The organism is Rhodovulum sp. HP10 (assembly GCF_047553435.1).
Lineage (GTDB): Bacteria > Pseudomonadota > Alphaproteobacteria > Rhodobacterales > Rhodobacteraceae > Rhodovulum.
Genome location: NZ_CP180201.1, coordinates 1627571 through 1651450, shown reverse-complemented (window position 1 = coordinate 1651450; position 23880 = coordinate 1627571). Strand labels below are relative to the sequence as shown.

Here is a 23880-nt window from a genome sequence, read left to right as displayed (position 1 = left end):
GCCAACCGGGAAGGTGAGATCACATGACGAACCTGTCTCATACCCTTTCAGCCGAGATCGCCGACCGGCTGAAGGATGACGTTCTCTACATCGCGACCGATCGCAGCATCGAAGCGACCGAGGCCTTCTGCGCCGCGCAGTCGCCCTGGCGGTCGGTGTTCCGGTTTTCGAACGGCGTCACCACCGAGACCTTTCCACAGAACGAGCAGGTGCCGAACCCGCGTTGCATGGCCAAGCTGCGGCGCTTTAATGCCCGGGCCGATCTGGCGCGCTTCGCCGGCAAGCGCGTTCTGGATCTGGGTTTCAACGAGGCCTACAACTCTGTCTTCATGGCGAAATATCTCGGCTGCCGGGTCGATGGCGTCGAGTTTCACCAGCAGGCGGTCGAACGCGGCTCGGCCATTGCCGCCTTCTGCGGGGCGCCCTGCAATTTCCAGACGGCCGATGCCAACAGCTTCGTGGCCCACGGAACCTATGACCTCATCCTGCATTGCGGCCTGCTCTATCACCTTCACGATGTCTGGAGCGGGGTCAAAAACACCTGCCTGTCGCTGAAGCCCGGCGGCGAGGTCCTGCTCGAGACCATGACCTATGAGGGGGCCGACAAGTACGACTGCAAGTTCATCAACTGGCACCGCAAGGGAAACGGCAATTTCTGGGCGCTGAGCATCACCACCGTCGAGTACCTGTTCGCTGAATTCGGCTGCGATCTGGTCGAGATGGTGGATTCCTTCGAGATCGGGGTGATCGCCGGAACCGGCATGAAGCGCACCCTGATGTGGTTTCGCAAAGCGCCATGATCCGGCGGCTCGTGCTTCATATCGGTCGCCACAAGACCGGGACCTCGGCGGTGCAGCGCTATCTGGCCGGGCATCGCGCGGCCTATGCCAGAGAGGGCATCGTCGTGCCCGATTTCGGCGGCGACGAGGGGCCCGAGGCCGAACCGGCCGACCGTGCCGCCCATCACAGGATCGCGCTGGACTGCTGCTCCGGCCCCGTGGAGGAGGCCCGGCGCCGCGCCGATGCCGCCGATGGCTGGCGGGCGCGGCTGGCCGGGGCGGCCGAAGGCGGGCATACGCTGGTGCTGACCAGCGAGGCGTTCCAGAACTGCTTTGATTTCGCGGCACTGCGCGTGCTCTGCCGCGACCATTACGTCGAGATGGTCTGCTATCTGCGCGAATATCTCGACTATGCGCTCAGCGCCTATGCCCAGGAGGTCAAGAAGGCCGGCCTGTATTCCGGCTTCTTCGAGTTCGAGCGGGGCTTCAATCCGCAGCTCGGGCGCTTCGTCGCGCGCTGGGAGACATTCGCCAATCGCTGCCACTGGCGGCTTTACGACTGCAGCCGGCTGGCCGAGGGCGACGTGGTGCAGGATTTCCTTGCCACGGCCGGTCTGCCCGATTTCGGCGGCGACCGGTACCAGAGCGAAAACCCCAGGCTGGGCGGAAGCCTTCTGGGCTTCAAGTTGCTGGCCAATGGTGCCGGGCTGCACTCCCTGCGGCTTGCCCGCGCGCTCGAACTGCTGGCCGCCGCCCGGTCCGATTTCCGCGCGCCCTGGCGGGTCGGGGCCGGGCGGCAGGCGCAGCTGCGGGCCGGGCGCGACTATAACGCGACGCTCGAAGGGCTGGTGGGCGAGATCCGGCTGACCGATGCCGCGACCGGGACGCTGCCCTTCGAAAGCCCCGGTTTCGCTGCCGATCTGGGCGCGATCCTTGCCGCGCTCGAGGATTTCCCGGCCCTGCGCGCCCACCCCCTCTTTGCCCTTTATCAGGAGTCCGGGCTGTGTCCGACCGTCCCCTGACCACCCGCGCCCGCGCGCCGCTGCGCCTTGGTCTTGCCGGCGGGGGCACTGACCTGTCGCCTTATTGCGATCTCTATGGCGGGGCGGTTCTGAATGTCACGATCAACCGCTTCGCCTTCGCTTCGATCGAGGCCCGCACCGATGGCCGTATCGCCTTCATCGCCAATGATCTCGGGCTTTCCGAGAGCTACGGGCCCGATGACGACCTGTCCGGGGCGCGGCTTGCGCTTCATCGCGGTGTCTATGAACGGATGGTGGCCGAGTTCAATGGTGGCCGCCGCTTCGGCGCCACGATCCAGACCAATGTCGAGGCGCCGGCGGGGTCGGGGCTCGGATCCTCCTCGGCGCTGGTGGTGGTTCTGGTCGATGCCTTCCGCGCCCATCTCGGGGCGCCGCTCGGCCAGTATGACGTGGCCCATCTGGCCTATGAGATCGAGCGCCTCGATCTGGGTCTCGCGGGCGGCAAGCAGGACCAGTACGCCGCGGCCTTCGGGGGCGTGAACTTCATCGAGTTCCTGGCGGGCGACCGGGTGATCGTCAACCCGCTGCGCATTCCTCGCGACATTCTCAACGAGCTGGAAAGCCGTCTGGTGACCTGCTTTTCCGGCGTGTCGCGCCATTCCGCCGATATCATAGAACGCCAGACCGCCAGCGTGCAGAAAGCGGACCGTGCCGCCGTCGAGGCGATGCACAGCCTGAAATCCGACAGCATCCAGATGAAGCGATCGCTGATGACCGGCGATTTCGACGGGCTGGCGGCAATCCTGCACAATTCCTGGTTGGCCAAGAAGGCCACCGCCAAGTCCGTCTCCTCGCCTCATATCGAGGAGATGTTTGCCCATGCGCTGGCCCATGGCGCCGAGGCGGGCAAGGTCTCGGGCGCGGGCGGCGGCGGCTTCATGTTCTTCCTCGTCGATCCGCCGCGCCGTCATGGCCTGATCGCGGCCCTGCGCGAGATAGACGGCGATGCCGCCCCGGTCGTTTTCACCGAGGCCGGCTGTCAGAGCTGGCAGATGCCATGCCGACGCTGAGCTCGCCCCTGCCGCGCCAGGCGGTGATCCTCTGCGGCGGGCTGGGCACCCGGCTCGGGCCGCTGACCGCGCAATGCCCCAAGCCCCTCCTGCCGGTCGGCGGGATGCCTTTCCTGGCGGTCCTGATCGCCGAGCTGGCGCGGCAGGGGGTCGAGCGGGTGCTGCTGCTGGCGGCCTTCGCGGCCGACCGGATCGAGGCCTTCGCCCGGGACCTGCCCGTCAGCCTGCCCCGCCCGGTCGGGATCGAGGTCGCCCGCGAGGCCCGGCCTGCGGGCACCTCGGGCGCGCTCTGGCAGGCGCGCGACCGTCTGGACGAGCGGTTCCTGATGCTGAACGGCGACAGCTGGTTCGACATCCTTCTGGCCGATCTGGCGGCGGCCCAGGCCGCGCGGCCGGGCCTTCTGGGGGCGCTTGCGCTGCGCCGTGTGGCCGAGGCGGGCCGCTACGGCACCGTCAGGCTCGAGGACGGGCGACTGAGCGCCTTTGCGCCGCGCGGCGCCGAGACCACCGTTCCCGAGACTCGCCCCGCGCTGATCAATGGCGGCGTCTATTGCTTCTCCCGCGGGATCGTCGCGCATCTGGTCGAGGAGGGCTCGCTCGAGGCCGAGGTGCTGCCGCGCCTTGCGGCCGAGGGGCTGCTGGCCGGGCTCGAGCAGGCCGGGTTCTTCCTCGACATCGGCGTGCCGGAGGATTTCGAGGCGGCGCAGCGACTCGTTCCGGCGCAAAGGCGGCGTCCGGCCATCGTCTTCGACCGCGACGGGGTGCTCAATCTCGACCACGGCCATGTCGGCCATCCAGACCGGCTCGACTGGACCGAAGGCGCCATTGCCGCGGTGCGCCGGGTCAACGAGGCGGGCTGGTACGCCTTCGTCGCCACCAACCAGGCAGGCATCGCCAAGGGCTATTATACCGAGGCCGATTACCTGGCGCTTCGCGCGCATATGCATCGCGAGCTGGCGGCGGCGGGCGCCCATATCGATGACGAGCGCCATTGCTCGACCCATCCCGATGGCCGCGTGCCGGCGCTGGCCATGGTCTCGGACCGGCGCAAGCCCGGCCCCGGCATGCTGCTGGAACTGAAGGAGCGCTGGCCCATCGACTGGGCGCGCAGCGCGATGATCGGTGACAAGGACAGCGACATGCAGGCGGCCCGGGCGGCCGGGCTCGAGGGCGTCCTGTTCACCGGCGGCAATCTCGACCTGCTGGTCGAGCGCTTGCTGCGCAGCCGGGGAGGCCCCGTATGACCCCGCCCGTCGAGCCCCCTGCCTTCGAGCTGATCCGCCCCCCCGGGCCGCACGAGACCGGATCCGACCCCGTGGCCGCGCCGCTGGCTGCCTTCCGGCACTGGATCGGAACCCAGGCGCTGCCGTTTCAGGCGCGACGGGTGCGCGATGCAGCCGGGGGCTTTCACGAACGCATCGCGGTGGACGGGCATCCGGTCGCGATGCCGCGCCGGGCCCGGGTCGCGGCGCGCCAGCTTTACGCCTTCTCGCGGCTTGCCGGGGCCGGTTTCGGCAGCGACAGCATCCGGCTGGCCGGACATGCCCGCGACATGCTGCTTGGCGCCCATATCCGGCCCGACGGGCGGATCGCGCCGCTGGCGGGCGGGCCAGAAGGTTATGATCTCTACGATATCGCTTTCTGTCTTTTCGCGCTGGCGGCCGCGCCCGGGGCGGTGCTGCCGCGCATCCGGGCCCGTGCATTCGCGACGCAGATCCTGACCCGGCTCGAAGCCGGCTGGCGGCATCCCGCGGCCGGTTTCGAAGAGGCCATGCCGCGCAGGCTGCCGCTTCGGTCCAATCCGCATATGCATCTTTTCGAGGCCAGTCTCGAATGGCTGGCGACCGGGCCCTGCGATCCGCGTTTCGAGGCGCTGGCCGACGAGATTGCCGGGCTTTGTCTGGCGCGCTTCCTCGATCCCGCGACCGGCGCGCTGCGCGAGCTTTTCGACGGCGACTGGCAGATCGCGCCCGGCGCGGAGAATGCGGTCGAGCCCGGGCATCAATATGAATGGGGCTGGCTCCTGCTGCGCTGGGGCACGCTGCGGGGCCGGGCCGAGGCCCGGGCGGCGGGCCTTGGGCTGATCGATCTGGCCGAGACGCGGGGGCTGAATGCCGACGGGCTCGCCGCGAGCCTGCTCGACCCTGCGCTGGCAATGGCGGAGCCGACCGCCCGGCTCTGGCCCCAGACCGAGCGGATCAAGGCCTGGGCCTTGCGGGCGCGTCTGGCCGGGACGCCGGACGCGGCCCGGACGGCGCGGGCGCGGGCCGCCGAGGCCTGCCGGGGCCTGCTGCGCTTTCTCGACCATCCGCTGCCCGGAAGCTGGTGGGAAAACCTCGCCGAAGGCGGCCGCCCGCTTGCGGAACCGGCCCGCACCAGCAGCCTTTACCACATCGTCGGCGCCTTTCTGGAACTCTCCGCCCTTCAGGCAGAGACGGCGCTTGCCTCATGGCAGGCGGACAACCTAAAATAGCATGGTTTTGTGCCAGTATGTTCCATTACGCGAGGCACGCGGCCTGTCGGCCGGATCGCCGCTCTGGCGAAAGCAGGCCTCGCACCGCTCAGGATTTCATCCGCAAGGAGGACGGCGACTTGGACACGACACTTGCCAGCCGCGACCTGTCCGGGCTGTTTGAAGAGGCGGAGGTCGATTACGACTTCTTCACCAAGAAGCAGAACCCGCAAAGCATGGCCTTCATGGCCGAGTTGATGCCGCTGTTCGAGCGGCTCTATCCGACACGCTATCATATCAAGACCCTGCTCGATGTCGGGGCGCGTACCGGCTCGGGAACCGAGTTCCTGGCGACGGTGCTGAGCCCGGACAGCTATTCGCGCCTCAAATGCACCGTGACCGCGCTCGATATCGACCCCCGGATGGCGCGGCTGTGCCGCGCGCTGCGTCCCCAGCTCGAATATCTGGTGGCCGACATCTTCGAGATCCACGACCGGCAATGGGATATCGTGCTCTGCTCGCATTGCCTCGAACATGTGCCCGAGCCCGAGCCGTTCCTGATGCAGCTGCGCCGCCTTGCGCGCGAGCATGTGGTGATCTCGATTCCGTTCCGCGAGGACCCCGAGACCCGGATAAAGCCGCATCTGCACAGTTTCGACGAGACGTTCCTCGAGGCGATCGGGGCCGAGAACGTGACGATCTATGACGGCTTTCACTGGCCGCATTCGCAGATCGCGACATTCTCGGTGCCGCCGCTCTGAGCAAGAGCCGTCGCGGGCTCCGGAAAGGACAGCCCCATGAAGGACGACATCTACAGTTTCGGAAACGGGGTCCGGGTTTTCCGGCGCCATGTGCTCGACCACCAGGTCAACCGCTATGTGAAGGCGCAGGCGGGCAATCTGCACGAGCCGGTTGAGGAACACTGGTTCCTGACGCTCCTGGGCGAGATCGCTTCTCCCGACCCGCTGGTTTACGATATCGGCTGTGGCATCGGCTATTACACGCTGCTGCTGCTGCGCGAGCGGCCCGGCGCCGAGGCCGTGGCCCTCGAGCCGCTGCCCGAGCATGCCGCCGCGATCCGCGAGAACCTGGCGCTGAACGGGATCGCGCCCGGCCGGGTGCGGCTGATAGAGGCCGCCGCCGATATGGCCGAGGGCGAGGTCTGCTTCGAGGCGGCCGATTTCTCGTCCCGTGTGGCGGCCGGGGGCGGGCTGCGGGTCGCGGCCCATGACATCGCGGCACTGCTCGCGGCCGAGGCGCGACCGGTCGATCTGGCCAAGCTCGACGTGCAGGGGGCCGAACTGGCGCTGTTGCGGCGGATCGTCGAGGCCGGGCAGGCCGCGCGTGTGCGACGCTGGATCGTCGGCACCCATGGCGACGATCTCTTCGACGAGTGCCGCGCACTTCTGGCCCGGCACTGGCGCCTTGTGCACAGCGACCCGGCCCCGCCACACCAGCCCGACGGGCTGATCGTGGCGGTGCGGGACTGAGGCGGGGCGCGCGGCCTTGCTTGCGAGGGCAGGGGCATCTCGAGCAGGACATCCCCTGTCGGGACCGCCTCGGGTCCGGTGGTCGCCGACATCCCCAGCGCGTCTTCGACCGACTGCAGGATCGGCTTGCCCATGATGTCGAAGCGGGTCTTCAGCGCCACCGGCATGCCGGCCTCGCGCCCGAAGGCCGCAACCGGATCGGCCATCCAGCGCGCGCTGTCGGGGCCGACCGCCTGTCCCCGCCCGGTGCCATCATCATGCACGACGACGGCCGGTCGCGCATCCCGGGACGCCAGGGCTGCGTCATCGACATCCAGGGCGAGGGCTGCGGGCATTCGAACCAGTCCGCGGGATCGGCCACGGCTGCGACCGGGGCAAAGGGCCGGTCGGGCCCGCGTCGCTTCCTCTGTGCACTGATCGCCTCCTTCATGCCTGCAGGCCTCGGATCGGCCAGGATCGAGCGGTTGCCAAGCGCGCGACCCGAAGTCGGCCCGGCCGCGCATCACGCCGGGGATGCGGCCTTGCGCCAAAAGTCCCGCCGCCGCCTCGGCCGAGCCCCCGGCGACATCGCTCAGTACATGGCACGCTGCGGCGGCGCGGCGAGGACGGCCGAACCGCCGCCGAAGGGAATGCGAGGGGGCCCGCAGTGTCATCCATCCAGGCCAGGAGGGCGGCGTCGAGGACATTGCCGTCATCGGCCGGGCAGGGCGGCACGAAGACGCTCTCGACCCCGGTTATAGGAGGAGTGCAGCGCGCAGCCGCCCGACAGGATCAAGGCCGGCCCGTCTTCGCCGATGACCTCAGGCATCCTCTCGGGCATCGCCAGATCGGCCGCATCTGCCCCTGGCCCGCCCGGACTATGGGCCAGCGGCGTGACCCGGGCGGTGAGGTCCAGGCGGTGCGGCCCATGGCCTGGAAGGGGGCCCAATATTCTTGCATGGCCATCGAACCGGAGCAGCGCTGCATCGAGAGCAGGGGGGGCAGCCTTCAACCTGGCGCGGTCCTTGGCCAGCTCTTCGCGGGTGATCTGCCCGGGTAGCATGTCGGTCAGCCGGGTGCCCGCGGCGCTGACCCGGTGGGTGTCGGCCTCGACGATCAGCCCGCGCCGGAAGGTCATCTCCGCCGCCACCTGCTTGCCGCATTCCCCGATCCGGTGTTCTGGCGCTTGTTGGCCTTGGCCAGTGCCGCGGGAACGGAGGTTTCGAGCCCGACGAAGACCTGCCGAAGCCCGGCCCGGTTGCACAGCACCGGCTGGCCGACATCGCGCGGGGCGTCGATCGAGATCTGGGTCGAGAACCGTACCGGGTCGCGCCCCGCGCCGCCGTTCCAGCCGATCAGCGCCTCCGGCAAGTGCCGGTGTCCGGTGAAGGTGCCATCGCTGGGCGAGACCTCGCGATAGGCCGGATCGTAAAGCTGGCCAGGCTCGGCTGACATCTTTTCGGGGGCTTGTGGCGCTGCCTGCGGCCGATACAGGTGGATCAGGTTGCAGAAGCTGCGCTCGAAAGGCCGGCCCGGCCGGTCTGGACCACGCCCGCTATCGCCCGGTCCTTGGAGTGAAGATCGCAACGGGGCAGGGGCATGGCGGCCATATCGGCCTTGTCGCAGCGGTATTCGGGGTTCAGTTCGTCCGTCACCAGGCCGGCGGCGCAGTCCGGCGCCGGGGTTCCGAACGCGCCGATCCCCAGGCAATCGGCCCGGCCGAGAAAGATCTCGGGCGCGCGCGGGACATGGGTGGCGCCCGACACCACCGGCAGGCCCCTACGGCGGAAGGCGCGGGCCGGGTCCAGTCCGTACGCGACCTGCGAGACCTTGACCGAAAGCCCGACCGGGTCGGCCCCGGCCCCGGGCTCGACCTCCTGCACCACCTCGTCACGAAGCCGGATATCGGGTCTTCGCGGGCAGTCAGGCCGCGACCGAGCCGATCCCGGCGGCGGCTGACAGCGTGAAGGGGGGGCGATACCCGCCATGCTGGTTCTGGCGGGGCGTCGTCGCGGTCCGCGGGGGTGATTCCCGCTCCGCCGGTCCGGGGACGACGGCGGTTCGGGCTGTCGGTTGACCCTTCGGCAGCCGCAGACCGGCTATGTCGGAATGCTGTCTTTTCAGGCTTTTCGGCTGCCGGTTTTTGCGGCATTCCGCCACGGTGTTTCGTCGATTTGCCCTGTTTTCTTGAGAAAATCCCTCAAGAACGGGGTTGTCTTGATGCAGATCAACGAAACGAAACTGGAAGCGCGGAATTCCCGACGATAACACTCGGCTATGCCGCTCGCCGCAGAAAGGTCGCAAGACATGAAGCCAGCCAGATACGACCGGGAAGCCCATGACGACCTGAAATCGGGTGGTCTGCAATCCCCGGACGAGCCCTGCTTCGGAACCGCTTCCGGCGAGGGGGGCGAGGCGCCGCAGATGCATGACCACGGCGATTGCCACGGCCATGGGGCGCGGCAGGGGCATGGCCGGGCCCGGGGGCATGGACACGACCATCCGCATGGCGAATGCCGCCATGCCACCGGCCAGCCCTGTTCCAATCCCAATGGCCGCCCGGAGGATTGCGTGGCCGGGCCCGACGCCTGTCCGCTGGCGCTGGCCGATGAGGGGGTCTGGCTGCGGGTGGTGGCGCTGCGCCCGGGGCGGGGCGTGCATCACCGGCTGATCGATCTCGGTCTGACCGTGGGCGCCAGGGTGCGTATCCTGCAGCGCGGCGGCGGCTGCCCCATGCTGATCGGTCTGGGCGATGCGAGGCTGGCATTGGGACAGGGGCTGGCGGGCAAGATCATGGTCACGCCAGCCAATGAAGATCCGCAAGACGAAAGAGACTTTTGAGATGGACAGCATTCTGCCGACGACCGGGAAGACGGCCCGGGTCAAGGGATATGTGCGCGGCGACCGGGCCGGGCGCGAACGCCTTCTGACCATGGGGCTGACCCCGGGCACCGAACTGACCGTGACGCGGATCGCCCCGATGGGCGATCCGATCGAGATCCGCGTCCGCGGCTTCGCGCTGTCGCTGCGCAAGGATGAATTCGCGCTGCTCACGCTGGAGGCTGTCGACCAATGAGTTCGTTCACCATTGCCACCGCAGGCAACCCGAACTGCGGCAAGACCACCCTTTTCAACGCCCTGACCGGGTCGCGCCAGCGCGTCGGCAACTGGGCGGGCGTCACCGTCGACCGCAAGGAGGGCGTCTTCACCCACAAGGGCGCCGAGGTCACCGTGGTCGACCTGCCCGGCACCTATTCGCTGGGCAGCATCTCCGAGACCGGGCTCGATGAGTCGATTGCCCGCGATTACATCCTGTCGGGCGAGCCCGATCTGGTGATCAACATCATCGATGCCTCGAATCTCGAGCGCAACCTCTACCTGACCGCGCAGCTGGTCGAGATGCGGGTGCCGACGATCATCGCGCTGAACATGATGGACATGGCCGAGGAGAACGGCCTGAGGATCGACCCGGCGGCGCTGGCCAAGCGGCTGGGCTGCCCGGTGGTGCCGCTGGTCGCCGCCCGCAAGAAGGGCGTCGAGGCGCTGAAGGACGCCATCGTCGCCGCCGCCGCCGCCCCCGAGCCGCCGACGGCCACCGTCACCCATCCCCCCGCGGTCGAGGAGGCGCTGACCGGACTTGTCCCCGCGACCGCGCCGGTCGCGACCGACAAGGGCGTCGATCCGCGCTGGCTGGCGGTCAAGCTGCTGGACGGCGATGCCGCGGCGCTGGCCATGGTGCCGCCCGCGCTGGCGGCCGAGGCCGAGGCGGCGCGGCTGAAGGTCGAGGACCTGCTCGACGAGGACATGGACATCCTGCTGGCCGATTCCCGCTACGGTTTCGCCAACGGGCTGGCGCGCAGCGCGGTGCGCCGCACCAGCCGGATCTCGCGCAGCCTCTCGGACCGGATCGACAGCGTGGTGCTGAACCGGGTGCTGGGCATTCCGATCTTCCTCTTGATCATGTATGTGATGTTCCTCTTCGCGATCAATTTCGCGAGCGCGTTCATCGACTTCTTCGACATTCTGGCGGGCACGCTGCTGGTCGACTGGCCGTCCGAGGTGATGGCGGATATCGGCGCGCCGGCCTGGGCCATCGCGGTGCTGCCGGGCGGGGTCGGGGCCGGTATCCAGACCGTCGCGACCTTCATTCCGGTGATCGGCTTTTTGTTCCTGTTCCTGACCTTCCTCGAGGATTCGGGCTACATGGCGCGGGCCGCCTTCGTGATGGACCGCTCGATGCGCGCCATCGGCCTTCCGGGCAAATCCTTCATCCCGATGATCCTGGGCTTCGGCTGCACCGTTCCTGCGGTGATGGCCACGCGCACGCTCGACAACCGGCGCGACCGGATCATGACGGTGATGATGGCGCCCTTCATGTCCTGCGGCGCCCGGCTGCCGGTCTATGCCCTTTTCGCAGCGGCCTTCTTCCCCGTGGGCGGGCAGAACATCGTCTTCCTGCTTTACGTCATCGGCATCCTCGCCGCGATCCTGACCGGGCTGGTGCTGAAGAACACGCTTCTGCGCGGGGCGACCTCGCCGCTGATCATGGAGCTGCCGCCCTATCACATCCCGACCCTGAAATCGGTGCTGCGCACCAGCTGGGACCGGCTGAAGGCGTTCCTGTTCAAGGCCGGCAAGATGATCGTCGCGGTGGTCGTTGTGCTGGGCTTCCTGAACTCGCTGGGGACCGACGGCTCCTTCGGCAACGAGGATACCGACGCCTCGGTCCTGTCCTCGATCGGCCGTGGCATCACGCCCGTGGTCGAGCCCATGGGCCTGCATGAAGAGAACTGGCCCGCCACGGTGGGGCTCTTCACCGGGATCTTCGCCAAGGAGGCCGTCGTCGGTACGCTGAACGCGCTTTACGGTCAGATGGCCGATGACGGGGACGGCGCCGACGAACCGTTCAGCGTGATGGCCGGGATCGGCGAGGCGCTGGCCTCGATCCCCGCCAATATCGCTGATGCCGCCGGAAGCCTTGCCGACCCGCTGGGCCTGAATATCGGCGATGTCGAAGATCAGGCGCTCGCGGCCGAGGAACAGGGCGTGGCGACGGGCATCTTCGGCGAAATGGCGGCGCGCTTCGACGGCACTGCCGGGGCGCTGGCCTATCTGCTGGTGATCCTGCTCTATGCGCCCTGCGTCGCGGCAACGAGCGCGATCTGGCGCGAGACCGGCACCAGGTGGACGCTGTTCGCGCTGTCCTGGACCACGGGCCTTGCCTATGGCACCGGCGTCATCACCTACCAGTCGAGCCGGCTGGCCAGCCATCCGGCCGAGGCCTCGGCCTGGATCGTCGGCATCCTCGCGATTTTCGTGGTGGTGCTGGTGGCGATGCGGATCGCCTCGACCCCCGGGGCCCGGGCGATGCCGCGGCACGGACCGCCTGAGGAGGCTGAAAATGGTACTTTCCGACATTCGCAGCTATTGCGCCGAGACCGGCAAGGTCTCGCTGCAGGAACTGGCGAACCGCTTCGACACCGATCCCGAGGCGATCCGGGGCATGGTCGAGGTGCTGGTTCAGAAGGGCATGCTGCGCTGCCTGACCGAGGCGCCTGAAGGCGGTTGCGGCAAGGGGTGCTGCGGCTGTTCCAAGAGCTGCGCGCCGCTCGCGGGGATGAGCGACGCGGTCTATCAGTGGGTCGGTCGGTTGCGTCGTCCGCTGCACTGACGGTCCGCTTTCCATAGCCCAGACGAAAGTACAGGCAAAAGTGACGTGGGGTCCTTTTCAAAAGGGCCGCACGTTTAGTTGATAATTTTAATAAGGAAATATAAGCGGAGGGCGCGAGTCGCCCACACCCTGGTGCGCGGTATCGCAGCAGCCAGCGTTTCGCCAGCCCTGAGACCAGAAGGAGGGACCGCCCGGAGCGGTCCCGTTTGGGGGAAAGAAACGGATGACTGCAAAAACCACCCGGCCCGTATTGCGGGCCGGCGCTGCATTGCTATCGCTGGCCGGGCTGCCTGCGGTGGCCTCGGCCGAAGATGCTTTCACGCTCGACCCGGTCACGCTGGCCGAAACCGAGGAGACCGGGACCGAGATCGCGACCGGCGACCCGAATGACAGCGGCCGCACCGCGCTGGGCAAGGGCTCGGTCGAGGTGCGCGGCGACGGATCGGGCGATGCCAATACCGCGCTGACCAGCCTGCCCAACGTGCAGTACCGCAACGATACCGACACCGATGCAGGCGAGAACGGCGACGACATCCTCGATCTCAAGCCGCTGGAGTTCTCGATCTCGGGCGGGCGCGTGACCGAGAACAACATCATGCTGAACGGCATCGGCATCAATTCGGTCACCGGCAACGAAAGCCCCTATACCTCTACCGAGCTGAGCCGAGAGGATTCCGCGCCAAATATGTATGCCTTCTACGGGCTGCATTCGCAGACCCAGTTCGTGCCCTCCGCGATGGTCGAAAGCGTCGAGGTCTACGATTCGAACGTTTCGGCCGAATATGGCGGCTTTCAGGGCGGCGTCGTCGATTACAAGCTGGCCGAAGCCTCGACCCGCCGCGCCTCGGGCAAGCTGAGCTTCCGGTTCCAGAGCGACGATCTGGTCCGTTATCATCTGGGTACCGACAGCGGCGACAATCCGAACGGAACCGCCAAGCCCGATTTCACCAAGCGCGAGATCTCGCTGCTTCTGAACCAGCCGCTTGGCGAGAATACCGCGCTGATCTTCGGCTTCGGGCGCCGCGATGCCCAGACCAGCAAGGACAAGCACCCGCAATATCTGTCGGGGCGGGCCGATAATGACAGCCGCAGCGATTTCTGGCGTCTGGGCCTTGCGCATGACTTCGACAATGGCGACCGGCTCGAGCTGAACGGCTACCTGACCGATTACAACCAGGACTGGGATTCGCCCTATTCCGACGATCTGCATATCGACGTCAAGACCCGCAGCCTGTCGACCGACCTGGCCTATACCCGTCATCTGGGCGCCTTCGATCTGGGCCCTGCGGCACTGTCCAACGTGACGCTGAAGCTGACCGCGCTGCATCAGGACAACGAGGCCAGCAACGTCACCGAGCAGAACGAGTTCTACAGCTGGTACGGGTCCTATTTCAGCGAAAGGAGAGGAAAATCCTTTTATACGGATGCCTTCGACGACTGGTGCGACACCCCGAAAGCGGCGCGATCGGCCGAGGATTACTATGGCTGCAGAAAGGGCGGCTATGGCAGCCGCTATTACTCGGATCTGCGCAACCGTCTGGGCATGCTTGTCACCGGCGATGTCTGGCGCGGCAGCTTCAAGCTTGGCGCCCATGTCGAACGCATCGAGGCGGATCGGAGCGGCGACGGTTTCGTGTCCTATACCGGGCCGGTTATGCACCTCGGCGGCCCCGACTACATCTGCCCCGCGGGCGACCCGGCCTGTCTGCCGGACCAGTATCTGAAGAATCTCCATACCCAGAAACCCTATGACATCAAGGTCGACGCGAATGTCGCCGAGGCCTTCTTCGAACTCGATCAGCGCTTCGGCGATTTCGACCTGCGTGCCGGGGCCCGTTTCAGCTATGACGACGTGCTGGAAAATGCCGTTCTGGCACCGCGGCTGTCGCTTGGCTGGCAGCCGTCGCCCGATTTCTCGGTCGTCCTCGGCGCGAACCGCTATTACAGCGACGATTACATGGCCTATGCCATCCATGACGCGCTGCCCCGGGGCGTGCGCTATCGGCGCGACCATGACGACACCACGGGCGAGGTCGGCGACTGGGAGTTCATCACGGATTTCGGCAGCTATTCCTACAACCAGAGCGGGCTGAAGACACCCTATGTCGACGAGGCCTCGCTGAGCTTCCTTTACCGCGATGCCTGGACCGGCGGTGCCTGGCGGCTGAAGCTGATCGACCGACAGGGCAAGGACCAGTTCGCCCGGTCCTCGGACAGCACGAAATTCAAGAACAGCCTGACCAATGACGGCACCAATGAATACCAGTCGGTTTCGCTGGAATATCAGCGCGATTGGAAGACGCGGCGGGGCGCGCTTGACGGGGTGTCCTTCTATGCCTCGGGGGTCTGGGCCCGGCGCGAGAGCTCGAACAACACCTATTTCGGCGATCTCGGCGAGGTCGATGATTTCATCTGGTATGATGGCAAATCCTATACCGGTGCCGAATTCGGCGCGGTGACCGGCAATCTCGACATTCCGATCCGGACCACGGTCGAGCTGAATTCCAGCTGGAAAAACGGGCGCTATGCGCTGGGGATCGGGGCGGATGTGGCCTTCGGCTATACCGCTGCGCTCGATACCGACAAGGATGGCACCTTCGAGAACCCCGAATACGGGTCGCAGCGGCATGACATCTACGAGGATTACGAATTCGACGCCGCCGTCTCGACCTTCCTCACCGCCCGGGTCCGGATGGCGCGGCTGCGTTCGGGCAATCTCGATCTGAACATCAAGGTGGCAAACCTCTTCGACGATATCGGCAACCGGCGGGCCACCGACAAGAACCCCTGGATGGCGGGAAGGAGCCTCTATGTCGGCACGACCTATAGCTGGTAAGGTCCTGCGGCTGGGGCTTTGCCTCGCGGCGGCGGGGCTGGCGCTGGCGGTCATGACGGCGCCGCTGCGGCTTGGCCCCGAGGATCTGCGCGCCGCCTATGCCGGTCCGCCCGAGACTTGGCCCCTGCCCGAGATCGACCCGGGCGTCGATTATGTCGAGCTGGCCCCCCGCGCCCTGCCGTCCCTGCCCCAGCCGGGCAGCCCGGCTGCGGCGCGGCGGGCGCTGGGCGCGGCGCTCTTTGTCGATCCGGCGCTCTCGGCCTCGGGCCAGATCGCCTGCGAAAGCTGCCATAATCGTCGCCTCGGCTGGGGCGACGGGCTGCCCCGCTCGAAAGGTCATGACCGGCAGGAGGGGCCGCGCAACGCGCCCGCGCTGCATGTTGCGGGCGCGGGGTTGCCGCTGTTCTGGGACGGCCGCGCAGGCACCCTCGAGGCGCAGGCGCTGGGCCCGCTGTCCAACCCGCTCGAGATGGCCAATGACGATCTCGGCGCCATCGCGCCGCGGCTGGCGGGCAGGGTCGGTTATGCCCCGATGTTTCGCGCCGCCTTCGGCTCGGAAGAGGTGACGCTGGAGCGGATCGTGGCCGCACTGGCCGAGTTCCAGAAATATCTCGACCGGCCGACCCGGCTTGACCGGTTCCTGTCGGGCGACCGCCGCGCGCTCAGCGATCTCGAGCTGCGCGGGCTGCATCTGTTCCGCACCCGGGCGCGCTGTGCCAACTGCCATTTCGGGCCGCTGCTCAGCGACGGCGAATTCCACGATCTGGGGCTGTCCTATCTCGGCCGCAAGTTCGAGGATCTGGGCCGCTATGCCGTCACCGGTCAGCCCGACGATGCGGGCCGGTTCCGGACCCCGAGCCTGCGCCATGTCTCGGATACCGGGCCCTACATGCATAACGGGCTGTTCCCGCATCTGCCCGGGCTGATCCGGCTTTATGCCATCGGCGGCGGCCGCTCGGCGCGGCTGCCCGCCGATCCGGATGCGGTGGAGACCGGCGCCGCGACCGCCTCGCCGCTGCTCAGGCGGCTCGATCTGACCGAAAGGGATGTCGAGGCGCTGGCAGCCTTCCTCGGCGCGGTCTGAGCGCCGCGGCCGGGTCGTACCGCGCCGCGCCCGCCTGTCATCGGGCGGACGCGGCGGTTCTCAGCTGGCGCGGGCGCGGACGCCCGCATCTGTGGCTGCGGTCGGTACCAGCGCCCGGACCAGATCCTTGACCGACAGGATGCCCACCTGCTGCCCGCGGCGCATCACCCGGTAGGACAGCGCCGTGTCGCCGCCCGACAGCGCGATCACCGATTCCAGATTGTCATCGGCATCGACCTCGCCCGCGAGCCCCGGTTGCGGCGCCTCGCTGCGTCGCATCACCGAGCGCACCCGCAGCACCCGGGCGCGGTTGATGTCGGAGATGAAGTCGATGATGTAGGGATCGTTCGGATGCATCAGGATCTCCTGCGGCTCGCCCTGTTGCACGATCTCGCCATCCTTCAGGATCACCAGATGATCGGCCAGCTTCAGCGCCTCGTCGAGATCGTGGGTGATGAAGACCACGGTCTTGTGCAGCTCGGCCTGCAGCTCCAGCAACAGATCCTGCATGTCGGTCCGGATCAGCGGATCGAGCGCCGAGAAGGCCTCGTCCATCAGCATGATATCGGCATTCGAGGTCAGCGCGCGGGCGATGCCCACCCGCTGCTGCATGCCGCCCGAGAGCTGGTGCGGGAACTGGTTGTCCTGCCCTTCGAGCCCGACCCGGTTCAGCCATTGCCGCGCCTCGTCCTCCCAGGCCGAGCGGGGCTGGCCCCGCACCGCCAGCGGCGTGCCGGCATTCTCGAGAACGGTATGGTGCGGCAGAAGCGCGAATTTCTGAAACACCATCGACATCCGCACGCGGCGCAGCTCGCGCAGGCTGGGTTCGTCATAGGCCAGCACGTCCTCGCCATCGACGATGACCTCGCCCGCCGTGGGCTCGATCAGCCGGTTCAGGTGGCGGATCAGGGTCGACTTGCCAGAGCCCGACAGCCCCATGATCACCGTCACCTCGCCGGCCCGCATGTCGACATTGATGTCCCTCAGGCCCAGCACATGGTGATGGGTCTCCAGCAACTCGGCCTTGTCCATCCCGGACCGGGCCATCGGCAGAACCGATTGCGGGTCGGCGCCGAAGATCTTGTAGAGGCGGCGGATCGCGATCTTGATTTCGTCACTCATCGAACGGCCCTCACTGTTTCTGTGCCGCGTTGACGCGGGCGAGCGCGGCCTTGGTGACGCGGTCGAGCATCACCGCGAGCAGCACGATCCCGAGCCCAGAGACCAGACCCACGCCCAGTTCGAGATTGCGGATGCCGCGCAGCACCAGCACGCCCAGACCCGGTGCCGAGACCATCGAGGCGATCACGACCATGGCGAGGCTCATCATGATGGTCTGGTTGACGCCGGCCATGATATTGGGCAGCGCCAGCGGGATCTGCACCCCCCAGAGCTTCTGGCGTTTGGTCATGCCGAAGGCGTCGGCGGCCTCGATCACTTCCTTGTCCACCAGCCGGATGCCGAGATTGGTCAGCCGGACCACCGGCACGATGGCGTAGACGATCACCGCGATGCCATAAAGCTTGGGCTCGGTCACCGAGAACAGGAAGATCAGCGGGATCAGGTAGACGAAGGGCGGCAGCGTCTGCAGCATGTCGAGGATCGGGATCGCGATCCGCTGGAAATTGTCGCTTCGGGACATGGCGATGCCGATGGGCACCCCCACCAGAACGCAGATGAAGGCACAGACGAAGATGATCGCCAGCGTCTGCATCGCGTAGTCGTAATGGTTGATGAAGGCCAGGAAGCCGATGCAGGCGGCCACGAAGGCCACCAGCCCCCAGGACCGCGCGACCAGGCGCACGACCAAGAGGATCAGCGGGATCATGATCCACCAGGGCGAGGTCTGGAACAGCCACAGCGCGCCTTCGAGCGCCCAGCTCAGCGGCTGGGTCAGCGGGTCGAGCACGACGCTGAGCCCGTCCTTGATCGACAGGAAGCCGGTCTCGAGCCCCTTGGTCAGCTCGCGGGCCTGCGGAAAGGCCGGACAGGCGTCGTTCAGCGCGTCCATCGAGGGAAAGGGCAGGTCCCAGAGCGAGGTGGCTGGCTGGGCCGATCCGCGGGCCTGGCCCAGCAGGTCTGCCATCGACATCGGCGCCGAGGATGCGCCGCCGTCGCACCAGTCGCGCAGGCCGAGCCCGTCGAATATGAAATCATAGCTTGCCATATGGTAAGGTCTCCTTGGCCGGACCGCAGGGCGGCCCGTCGCGAAACGGCAGGACGGGCCCGCAAGGCACAGGCCCGTCCGACAGAAAGCTGCCCGTCAGGGTCAGCGGTTCAGCAGCGCCGACAGCTTCTCGCGCGCGGCGTCGTTGATCCAGGTCGACCAGACATCGGTGTGCTGGGTCAGGTAATGCACAGCCCCTTCCTCGGCCGAGGCGTTGTTCTCGTCCATCCAGGCGATGACGGCGCTCATGTCGTCGACATCGAAGCTGACCTTGCTCAGCATCTCCGCGATCTCGGGTTCGCGGTCGGCGAAATCGGCGGTGACGACGGTCAGCACCGGTGCGGCCGGGAAGTCCGAGACCTTGGGATCGGGGTTGTTCGGGTTCTGGTTCGCCTCATGCGCGGCCTCGTCGATGCCGCCGAGATCGACCTTCACCATGTTGTACTTGCCCAGCACGGCGGTCGGCGCCCAGTAATAGCCGAACCAGGGTTCCTTCTTCTCATAGGCCGAGGCCATCGAGGTCGCCAGCGTCTCGCCCGAGCCATGGTTGAAGACCTTGAAGCCATGGCCTTCCAGGTCGAAGGCCGGGATCAGGTTGTCGTTCACGACCCGGCAGCCCCAGCCGTCGGGACAGTTGTTGAAGGTGCCGCCGACCCATTCGGGATGCGCCAGAACGCCCTCGATGGTCTTCAGCTCGGGATGTTCCTCGGCGAGGTAGTCGGGGATCCACCAGCCCTCGACCCCACCGGGATTGAGCGCCTTGCCCAGCCGTTTGACATTGCCCTGGGCCTCGAGCTTCGTATAGGCCTCGCCGGCCGAGTTCAGCCACAGTTCGGATACGGTGTCGGGTTCGCCATTCTCGGCAATCGACGTCAGGGCCGGGATGGTGTCGGAGGGGACGACCGTCACGCTGCATCCATAGCCCTGTTCCATCAGGAATTTCTCGACATTGGTCACGACGGCGGACGAGGCCCAGTTCATCTCTGCGATCGAGACCTCGCCGCAGTCGGCCTTGGCCATGGCGGGAACGGCAAGGGCGGCAAGGATGGCGGCAATTGCGGTTGCTCGTGTCATCGGGTGCTCCGTCTTGGTAGGTGAAAATAATCTGCCGCCGGCAGGCCCGAGCGATCGGGCAGGGCGGTTGCAGGGGTGCGATGGGGGCCGGACCGGCCGCAGAGGGCGCCGCACGGCGACAGACCGCCACCGGCAGGCAAGGCCGATCCCGGGAGGGACGGCATTCTTCTGTAAATCAAATATCGCAACGGACCCCGGGTGTATGGGAAAACCGGCATTTTGCCAACAGAAGAATGCCATTTGCGACAAATGCTGTCGCTTTCGGGCAATTCTTCCGCGCCCGTCCGCCTCGGTCCTCCATGCGCGGCCGGGCGGATTGCGGCGATTTTGCCCGACCCGTCCGCCCTCCGTTTTTCCGGTCTTCCGGGCCTGATCCGGCCTGATCGTGCGGATGCTCCGAAGCGGTCGCGCGGCCTTCCGGTTTCGCCGGGGGCGACCTTCACAGATCGGCGCCTGTCCTGTCGCGCTCCGGACGCGGGCGCTTGTTTTACGATATTTCACAATGGGGTGCGCCGGGGCTCTATCCGCCCTGCGCGCTACGGGGTAGTCCCGTCTTGCAGAGAAGGGGCGCCAGGTGCCTTGGCCCGCGCCGGGCCTGAGACGGTTGCGGCGGGCCTGAGCCCGCCGCCGGCCGGTCTCAGCCCACGAGCACCGGCAGATAGGTCACAAGCAGCAGGACTGCGACCAGCACGGCCAGATAGGGCAGCACGGCCTTCGCGATACGCTCGAGCCCCTGCCCGGTGACCGATGAGGCGACATAGAGGTTGATCGCGACCGGGGGCGTGATCATCCCGATGGCGAGGCCGACGACGAGGATCACCCCGAAATGGACCGCGTCCACGCCCATCTGAAGCGCCAGCGGCAACAGCAGGGGCGTCAGGATGATCAGCGCCGAGGCGGTCTCGATGAAGACGCCGGTGACGAGGATCAGGACCAGCATCATCGCCAGAACCACCATCGGACTGTCCGAGACAGACAGCACCAGCGCCCCGATCTGCGCGGGCACCTGCCAGTTCGACAGGGCCCAGCTGAGCGCGGCCGAGGCCGAGATCACGAACATGATGACGGCGGTCGTCACGCCCGAGCGGACCATCAGCCGGTAGATGTCCTTCAGCCCCATGTCGCGATAGACGAAGAGCGAGACGAGGATCGCGTAATTGACCGCGATGACCGCCGCCTCGGAGGGGGTGAAGATGCCCGAGAAGATGCCGCCAAGGATGATGACCGGCGTCATAAGCCCCCAGAAGGCCGAGACGAAGCTGCGCCGGATGGTGTTCAGCGAAAACGGTGCGCCCTTCGGATAGGCCCGCCGGTGGCCCTGCACCAGCGCGACGATCATGAGCCCGGCCCCCATGGCGATGCCGGGCAGGACGCCGCTCAGAAACAGCTCCGAGACCGATTCCTGCGCGATCACCGCATAGATGATCATCGGCACCGAGGGCGGGATCACCACGCCGATGGTGCCGCCCGCCGCGATCAGGCTGGCGGCTGAGGCCGGGTCATAGCCCTTGCGGGTGAGTTCGGGCACGAGCGTCGAGCTGACCGCCGCCGTCGTCGCCGCCCCCGAGCCCGAGATCGCGGCGAAGAACATCGCCGCCAGCACCGAGACGATGGAAAGGCCGCCCTTCAGGAAGCCGATCAGCGCATCGGCCAGCGCCACCAGCCGGGCGCTGACCTTGCCCTCGGCCATGATGTCGCCCGCGAGGATGAACATCGGCACCGCGACCAGCGCGAAGGAATTGATGCCCGAGAACATCTGCTGCGGCAGCACCAGCAGCGGCACGCCGCCGGCCTGCATCGCGACCATGGTCGCGCCGCCGATGGCCAGCGCGACCGGCAGGCCGAGGATCAGGAGAAGGAAAAACAGGCCGAAGAGAAGCAGGCTCATTCCACCGGCTCCCCGGCATCGGGGCGCGCGCCTGTCAGCAAAAGACGCATCAGATCGGTTGCCGCCAGCCAGGCCATCAGCCCCGCGCTGACCGGCACGATGGCGTAGACATAGCTCATGGGCAGCCGCAGCGCGGCCGATTTCTGGAAGCTCTGCATCGTCATGTAGGTCTGGCCGACCCAGGCCAGGCTGATCAGGAAGGCCACCGCGATGACCAGAGCCAGCGCGGTGGCCAGCTTCTGTGCCCGGTCGGGCAGGCGTTCGATCAGCACGCCGACGGCAATGTGGCGATGCCGCTGCCAGGCGAGTGCAGCGCCCAGAAAGGTCAGCCCGATCAAGAGGAAGCGTGCGACCTCCTCGGTCCAGCCGACCGCGGTGAAGGCCACCCGCGAGACGATCTGCAAGGTGATGACGCCGATCAGCGCCGCCATGCCCGCCGCGATCACGGGGGCGAGGATGGCGCCGATCGCGCGGTCGATCCGGCCGAGGAAGCTCAGCACGTCAGTTCAGTTCCGCCTGGATCCGGGTCAGGATGTCGCCGAATTTCTTGCCGTATTTCTCGTAGACCGGCGCCACGGCCTGCTGGAAGGCGGCGAGGTCGGGGCTTTCATTCACTTCCATCCCGGCGGCCTTCAGCTCGGCAAGCTGTTCGGCCTCGGTTTCGGCGTTGAAGGCGCGTTCGGCCGCGGCCGCGTCGCGCGCCGATTGCAGCACGATCTCCTGCGCCGCCCCGGGCAGTTTCGACCAGGCCGGCATGCCCATCACGAAGATCGCGGGCGCATAGGTGTGCCGGGTCAGGGTCATGTATGTCTGGGTCTCGTTCAGCTTGAAGGAATAGACCACGTTGATCGGGTTTTCCTGGCCGTCGATGGTGCCCTGCTGCATCGCCGTCAGCGCCTCGGTCCAGGCCATCGGAATGGCATTGGCGCCGAGCGCCCGGAAGCTGTCGGTATAGACCGGGTTCTCCATCACCCGGATGCGCAGCCCGTCGAGATCGGCCGGCGTCGCCACCGGGCGCTTTGAGTTCGTGAGGTTGCGGAAGCCGCGCTCGGCATAGGCGAGGCCCTTGAGATTGACATCGGCCAGCCGGTCCAGAAGCTCCTGCCCGATCTCGCCGTCGAGCACCCTGTAGGCGGCCTCGTCCGAGGGGAACAGGAAGGGCAGTTCGAACACCGCCATCTCCTCGACGAAATTGGCAACCGGCCCGTTGGTGATCAGCCCCATTTCGACGCTGCCGATCTGCATGCCTTCGAGCAGGGTGCGCTCGTCGCCCAGCGTGGCATTGGGTACGATCTCGACCGAGATCTTGCCGTTGCTGCGTTCGGCGACGAGATCGCGGAAGGCCACGGCAGCCACCTGATAGGCGTCCTGCTCGTTCACCACATGGGCCAGCCGCAGGGTGACGGGCTTCATGCCGTCGAGATCGGCGGCCAGGGCGGCGGGGCCGCCAAGCGTCAGCGCGGCAGCCGCGGCGGACAGGAACGAACGTCTCAGCATCGGGGGTGTCTCCTTCTGGATCAGCGGCCGGACCTTCGTTGATGTTGCGAGATGCGTCAATATAACATGGTGTAAATTGCGGCGAACGGGTCCGATGAGACAGAAACCCGGTCGTCAGGGCGACCGGATCCCGCCCGTTCGGCCACGGAACGCCGTTCCGGGCGGGTCCTGTTCCGATTTTCGGGACAACAGCCGGACAAGCCGCCGACCGGTCCCTGTCGGCCGATCCAGGTCGACCCGTGCCCTGGCCGGGGGCAATGTCCCTGACCGGGGCCGGGTCTGGCGGGGCGCCGGGTCCGAGAAGACAACCGCGTGACGCGGGCCGGAGCGCGCGGATCCTGTTGCGCCCGTGCGGCATCGGCCATGCAGGGGTCCGATGCCCTTCCCGCATCGGTCCGACAGGGGCCGCCCGCCGCGCCTGTCACGAAGCTCCCGGAGCGCGCGCCCTCCCGGGGTCGGCCCGGCGCCGAATTCGCCCCGCAAGGGCCCCGGTTGCCGGCAAGCGATTCGGCTGGTCCTGCCAAAGAAGGCCGATGCCGGTGGTCATTCGGGGATAAACGGCGCCGGAAGCAGATCTTCGCAAATTGCATGGCAGGTTTCTTCCGAAGATTGTGGCCACTCCATGCAGAATGCCCCGACTTCGCCACAGGTGGAAACAAATCGTAACCCGTGCGGCGTCCAGATCGCGAGGGGTTGCAGAACGCAACGTCACAGGATGCATTTTGCAATTAAGGCTTTGCACGGGATTTTCCAATTGCGGCGAATCCGTGGCCTCCCCGGACAGGATCCTGGGGCTTCATGACAGCTTCGGGCATGCGCCGTGACGTCACCGACCGCCCTGCGGGAAAAGTGCGGCGGATTCGAATTGAAATTCTCTCAACCTGCCTCCGGTCTCCGGATTCGGCTTCCC

The 23880-nt window shown here is 67.0% G+C and carries 22 protein-coding genes and 1 pseudogene; 13 read left to right on the top strand and 10 right to left on the bottom strand.

Annotated features, from left to right (window positions below):
- The first annotated feature begins 23 nt into the window (after positions 1 to 23).
- From ACK8CO_RS07595 to ACK8CO_RS07565, 7 genes are all read left to right on the top strand, one after another.
- Positions 24 to 800, top strand: coding sequence for a class I SAM-dependent methyltransferase (locus ACK8CO_RS07595; RefSeq protein ID WP_414898719.1), 777 nt, complete (start codon positions 24 to 26; stop codon positions 798 to 800).
- The gene (locus tag ACK8CO_RS07590) at positions 797 to 1801 is read left to right on the top strand and encodes a hypothetical protein (RefSeq protein WP_414898718.1); all 1005 of its coding nucleotides are present in this window, start codon (positions 797 to 799) and stop codon (positions 1799 to 1801) included. The genes ACK8CO_RS07595 and ACK8CO_RS07590 overlap by 4 nt, the downstream gene beginning before the upstream one ends.
- Complete coding sequence (locus ACK8CO_RS07585) at positions 1783 to 2832, top strand: dehydrogenase (protein ID WP_080615063.1); 1050 nt, start codon at positions 1783 to 1785, stop codon at positions 2830 to 2832. Before ACK8CO_RS07590 ends, ACK8CO_RS07585 begins: the two co-directional genes overlap by 19 nt.
- The gene (locus tag ACK8CO_RS07580) at positions 2820 to 4076 is read left to right on the top strand and encodes an HAD-IIIA family hydrolase (RefSeq protein WP_414898717.1); all 1257 of its coding nucleotides are present in this window, start codon (positions 2820 to 2822) and stop codon (positions 4074 to 4076) included. The genes ACK8CO_RS07585 and ACK8CO_RS07580 overlap by 13 nt, the downstream gene beginning before the upstream one ends.
- Complete coding sequence (locus ACK8CO_RS07575) at positions 4073 to 5305, top strand: AGE family epimerase/isomerase (RefSeq protein ID WP_414898716.1); 1233 nt, start codon at positions 4073 to 4075, stop codon at positions 5303 to 5305. Before ACK8CO_RS07580 ends, ACK8CO_RS07575 begins: the two co-directional genes overlap by 4 nt.
- A 119-nt stretch (positions 5306 to 5424) precedes the next feature.
- Complete coding sequence (locus ACK8CO_RS07570) at positions 5425 to 6045, top strand: class I SAM-dependent methyltransferase (RefSeq protein WP_414898715.1); 621 nt, start codon at positions 5425 to 5427, stop codon at positions 6043 to 6045.
- A 36-nt stretch (positions 6046 to 6081) separates the two neighbouring features.
- A complete protein-coding gene (locus tag ACK8CO_RS07565) occupies positions 6082 to 6774 on the top strand; it encodes an FkbM family methyltransferase (protein WP_080615067.1) in 693 nt (230 codons plus the stop codon).
- 53 nt (positions 6775 to 6827) lie between these two features.
- Here ACK8CO_RS07565 and ACK8CO_RS07560 read toward each other — a convergent pair.
- The 4 genes and pseudogenes from ACK8CO_RS07560 to ACK8CO_RS07545 form a co-directional block, all read right to left on the bottom strand.
- Positions 6828 to 7243: pseudogene (locus ACK8CO_RS07560) on the bottom strand (carbamoyltransferase C-terminal domain-containing protein); the annotation flags it as partial.
- A 222-nt stretch (positions 7244 to 7465) separates the two neighbouring features.
- Positions 7466 to 7891 (bottom strand): hypothetical protein, encoded by a 426-nt coding sequence (locus ACK8CO_RS07555; RefSeq protein WP_414898714.1) that lies wholly within the window; start codon positions 7889 to 7891, stop codon positions 7466 to 7468.
- Positions 7888 to 8208 carry a hypothetical protein gene (locus tag ACK8CO_RS07550; protein ID WP_414898713.1) on the bottom strand — a complete coding sequence of 107 codons (321 nt, stop codon included), beginning with the start codon at positions 8206 to 8208 and terminating at the stop codon, positions 7888 to 7890. The genes ACK8CO_RS07555 and ACK8CO_RS07550 overlap by 4 nt, the downstream gene beginning before the upstream one ends.
- Before the next feature lie 44 nt (positions 8209 to 8252).
- Positions 8253 to 8636, bottom strand: a complete 384-nt coding sequence (locus tag ACK8CO_RS07545) for a hypothetical protein (protein ID WP_414898712.1) — start codon at positions 8634 to 8636, stop codon at positions 8253 to 8255.
- A gap of 424 nt (positions 8637 to 9060) precedes the next feature.
- Between ACK8CO_RS07545 and ACK8CO_RS07540 the strand changes: the two genes are divergently transcribed.
- The 6 genes from ACK8CO_RS07540 (at position 9061) to ACK8CO_RS07515 (ending at position 16344) form a co-directional block, all read left to right on the top strand.
- Positions 9061 to 9594 (top strand): FeoA family protein, encoded by a 534-nt coding sequence (locus ACK8CO_RS07540; protein ID WP_414898711.1) that lies wholly within the window; start codon positions 9061 to 9063, stop codon positions 9592 to 9594.
- Position 9595: 1 nt separating this feature from the next.
- On the top strand, positions 9596 to 9829 hold the full coding sequence (locus ACK8CO_RS07535) for a FeoA family protein (RefSeq protein WP_080615071.1): 234 nt from the start codon (positions 9596 to 9598) through the stop codon (positions 9827 to 9829).
- A complete protein-coding gene (gene feoB / locus ACK8CO_RS07530) occupies positions 9826 to 12312 on the top strand; it encodes a Fe(2+) transporter permease subunit FeoB (protein ID WP_414898710.1) in 2487 nt (828 codons plus the stop codon). The genes ACK8CO_RS07535 and feoB overlap by 4 nt, the downstream gene beginning before the upstream one ends.
- The gene (locus ACK8CO_RS07525; protein ID WP_414898998.1) at positions 12206 to 12424 is read left to right on the top strand and encodes a FeoC-like transcriptional regulator; all 219 of its coding nucleotides are present in this window, start codon (positions 12206 to 12208) and stop codon (positions 12422 to 12424) included. The genes feoB and ACK8CO_RS07525 overlap by 107 nt, the downstream gene beginning before the upstream one ends.
- A gap of 223 nt (positions 12425 to 12647) precedes the next feature.
- A complete protein-coding gene (locus ACK8CO_RS07520; RefSeq protein WP_414898709.1) occupies positions 12648 to 15260 on the top strand; it encodes a hypothetical protein in 2613 nt (870 codons plus the stop codon).
- Positions 15235 to 16344: a cytochrome-c peroxidase gene (locus ACK8CO_RS07515; protein ID WP_414898708.1), complete on the top strand. Its 1110-nt coding sequence runs from the start codon at positions 15235 to 15237 to the stop codon at positions 16342 to 16344. The genes ACK8CO_RS07520 and ACK8CO_RS07515 overlap by 26 nt, the downstream gene beginning before the upstream one ends.
- Before the next feature lie 60 nt (positions 16345 to 16404).
- Here the strand turns inward: ACK8CO_RS07515 and ACK8CO_RS07510 are convergent, their stop codons facing one another.
- The 6 genes from ACK8CO_RS07510 to ACK8CO_RS07485 form a co-directional block, all read right to left on the bottom strand.
- Positions 16405 to 17466, bottom strand: coding sequence for a quaternary amine ABC transporter ATP-binding protein (locus ACK8CO_RS07510; protein WP_414898707.1), 1062 nt, complete (start codon positions 17464 to 17466; stop codon positions 16405 to 16407).
- Positions 17467 to 17476: 10 nt separating this feature from the next.
- The gene (locus tag ACK8CO_RS07505; RefSeq protein WP_080615077.1) at positions 17477 to 18511 is read right to left on the bottom strand and encodes an ABC transporter permease; all 1035 of its coding nucleotides are present in this window, start codon (positions 18509 to 18511) and stop codon (positions 17477 to 17479) included.
- A 102-nt stretch (positions 18512 to 18613) separates the two neighbouring features.
- Complete coding sequence (locus ACK8CO_RS07500; protein WP_080615078.1) at positions 18614 to 19585, bottom strand: ABC transporter substrate-binding protein; 972 nt, start codon at positions 19583 to 19585, stop codon at positions 18614 to 18616.
- A 637-nt stretch (positions 19586 to 20222) separates the two neighbouring features.
- Positions 20223 to 21473, bottom strand: coding sequence for a TRAP transporter large permease (locus tag ACK8CO_RS07495; protein ID WP_080615079.1), 1251 nt, complete (start codon positions 21471 to 21473; stop codon positions 20223 to 20225).
- A complete protein-coding gene (locus ACK8CO_RS07490) occupies positions 21470 to 21973 on the bottom strand; it encodes a TRAP transporter small permease (RefSeq protein ID WP_414898706.1) in 504 nt (167 codons plus the stop codon). The genes ACK8CO_RS07495 and ACK8CO_RS07490 overlap by 4 nt, the downstream gene beginning before the upstream one ends.
- Before the next feature lies 1 nt (position 21974).
- On the bottom strand, positions 21975 to 22970 hold the full coding sequence (locus ACK8CO_RS07485; protein WP_414898705.1) for a TRAP transporter substrate-binding protein: 996 nt from the start codon (positions 22968 to 22970) through the stop codon (positions 21975 to 21977).
- Between the last annotated feature and the right edge of the window lie 910 nt (positions 22971 to 23880).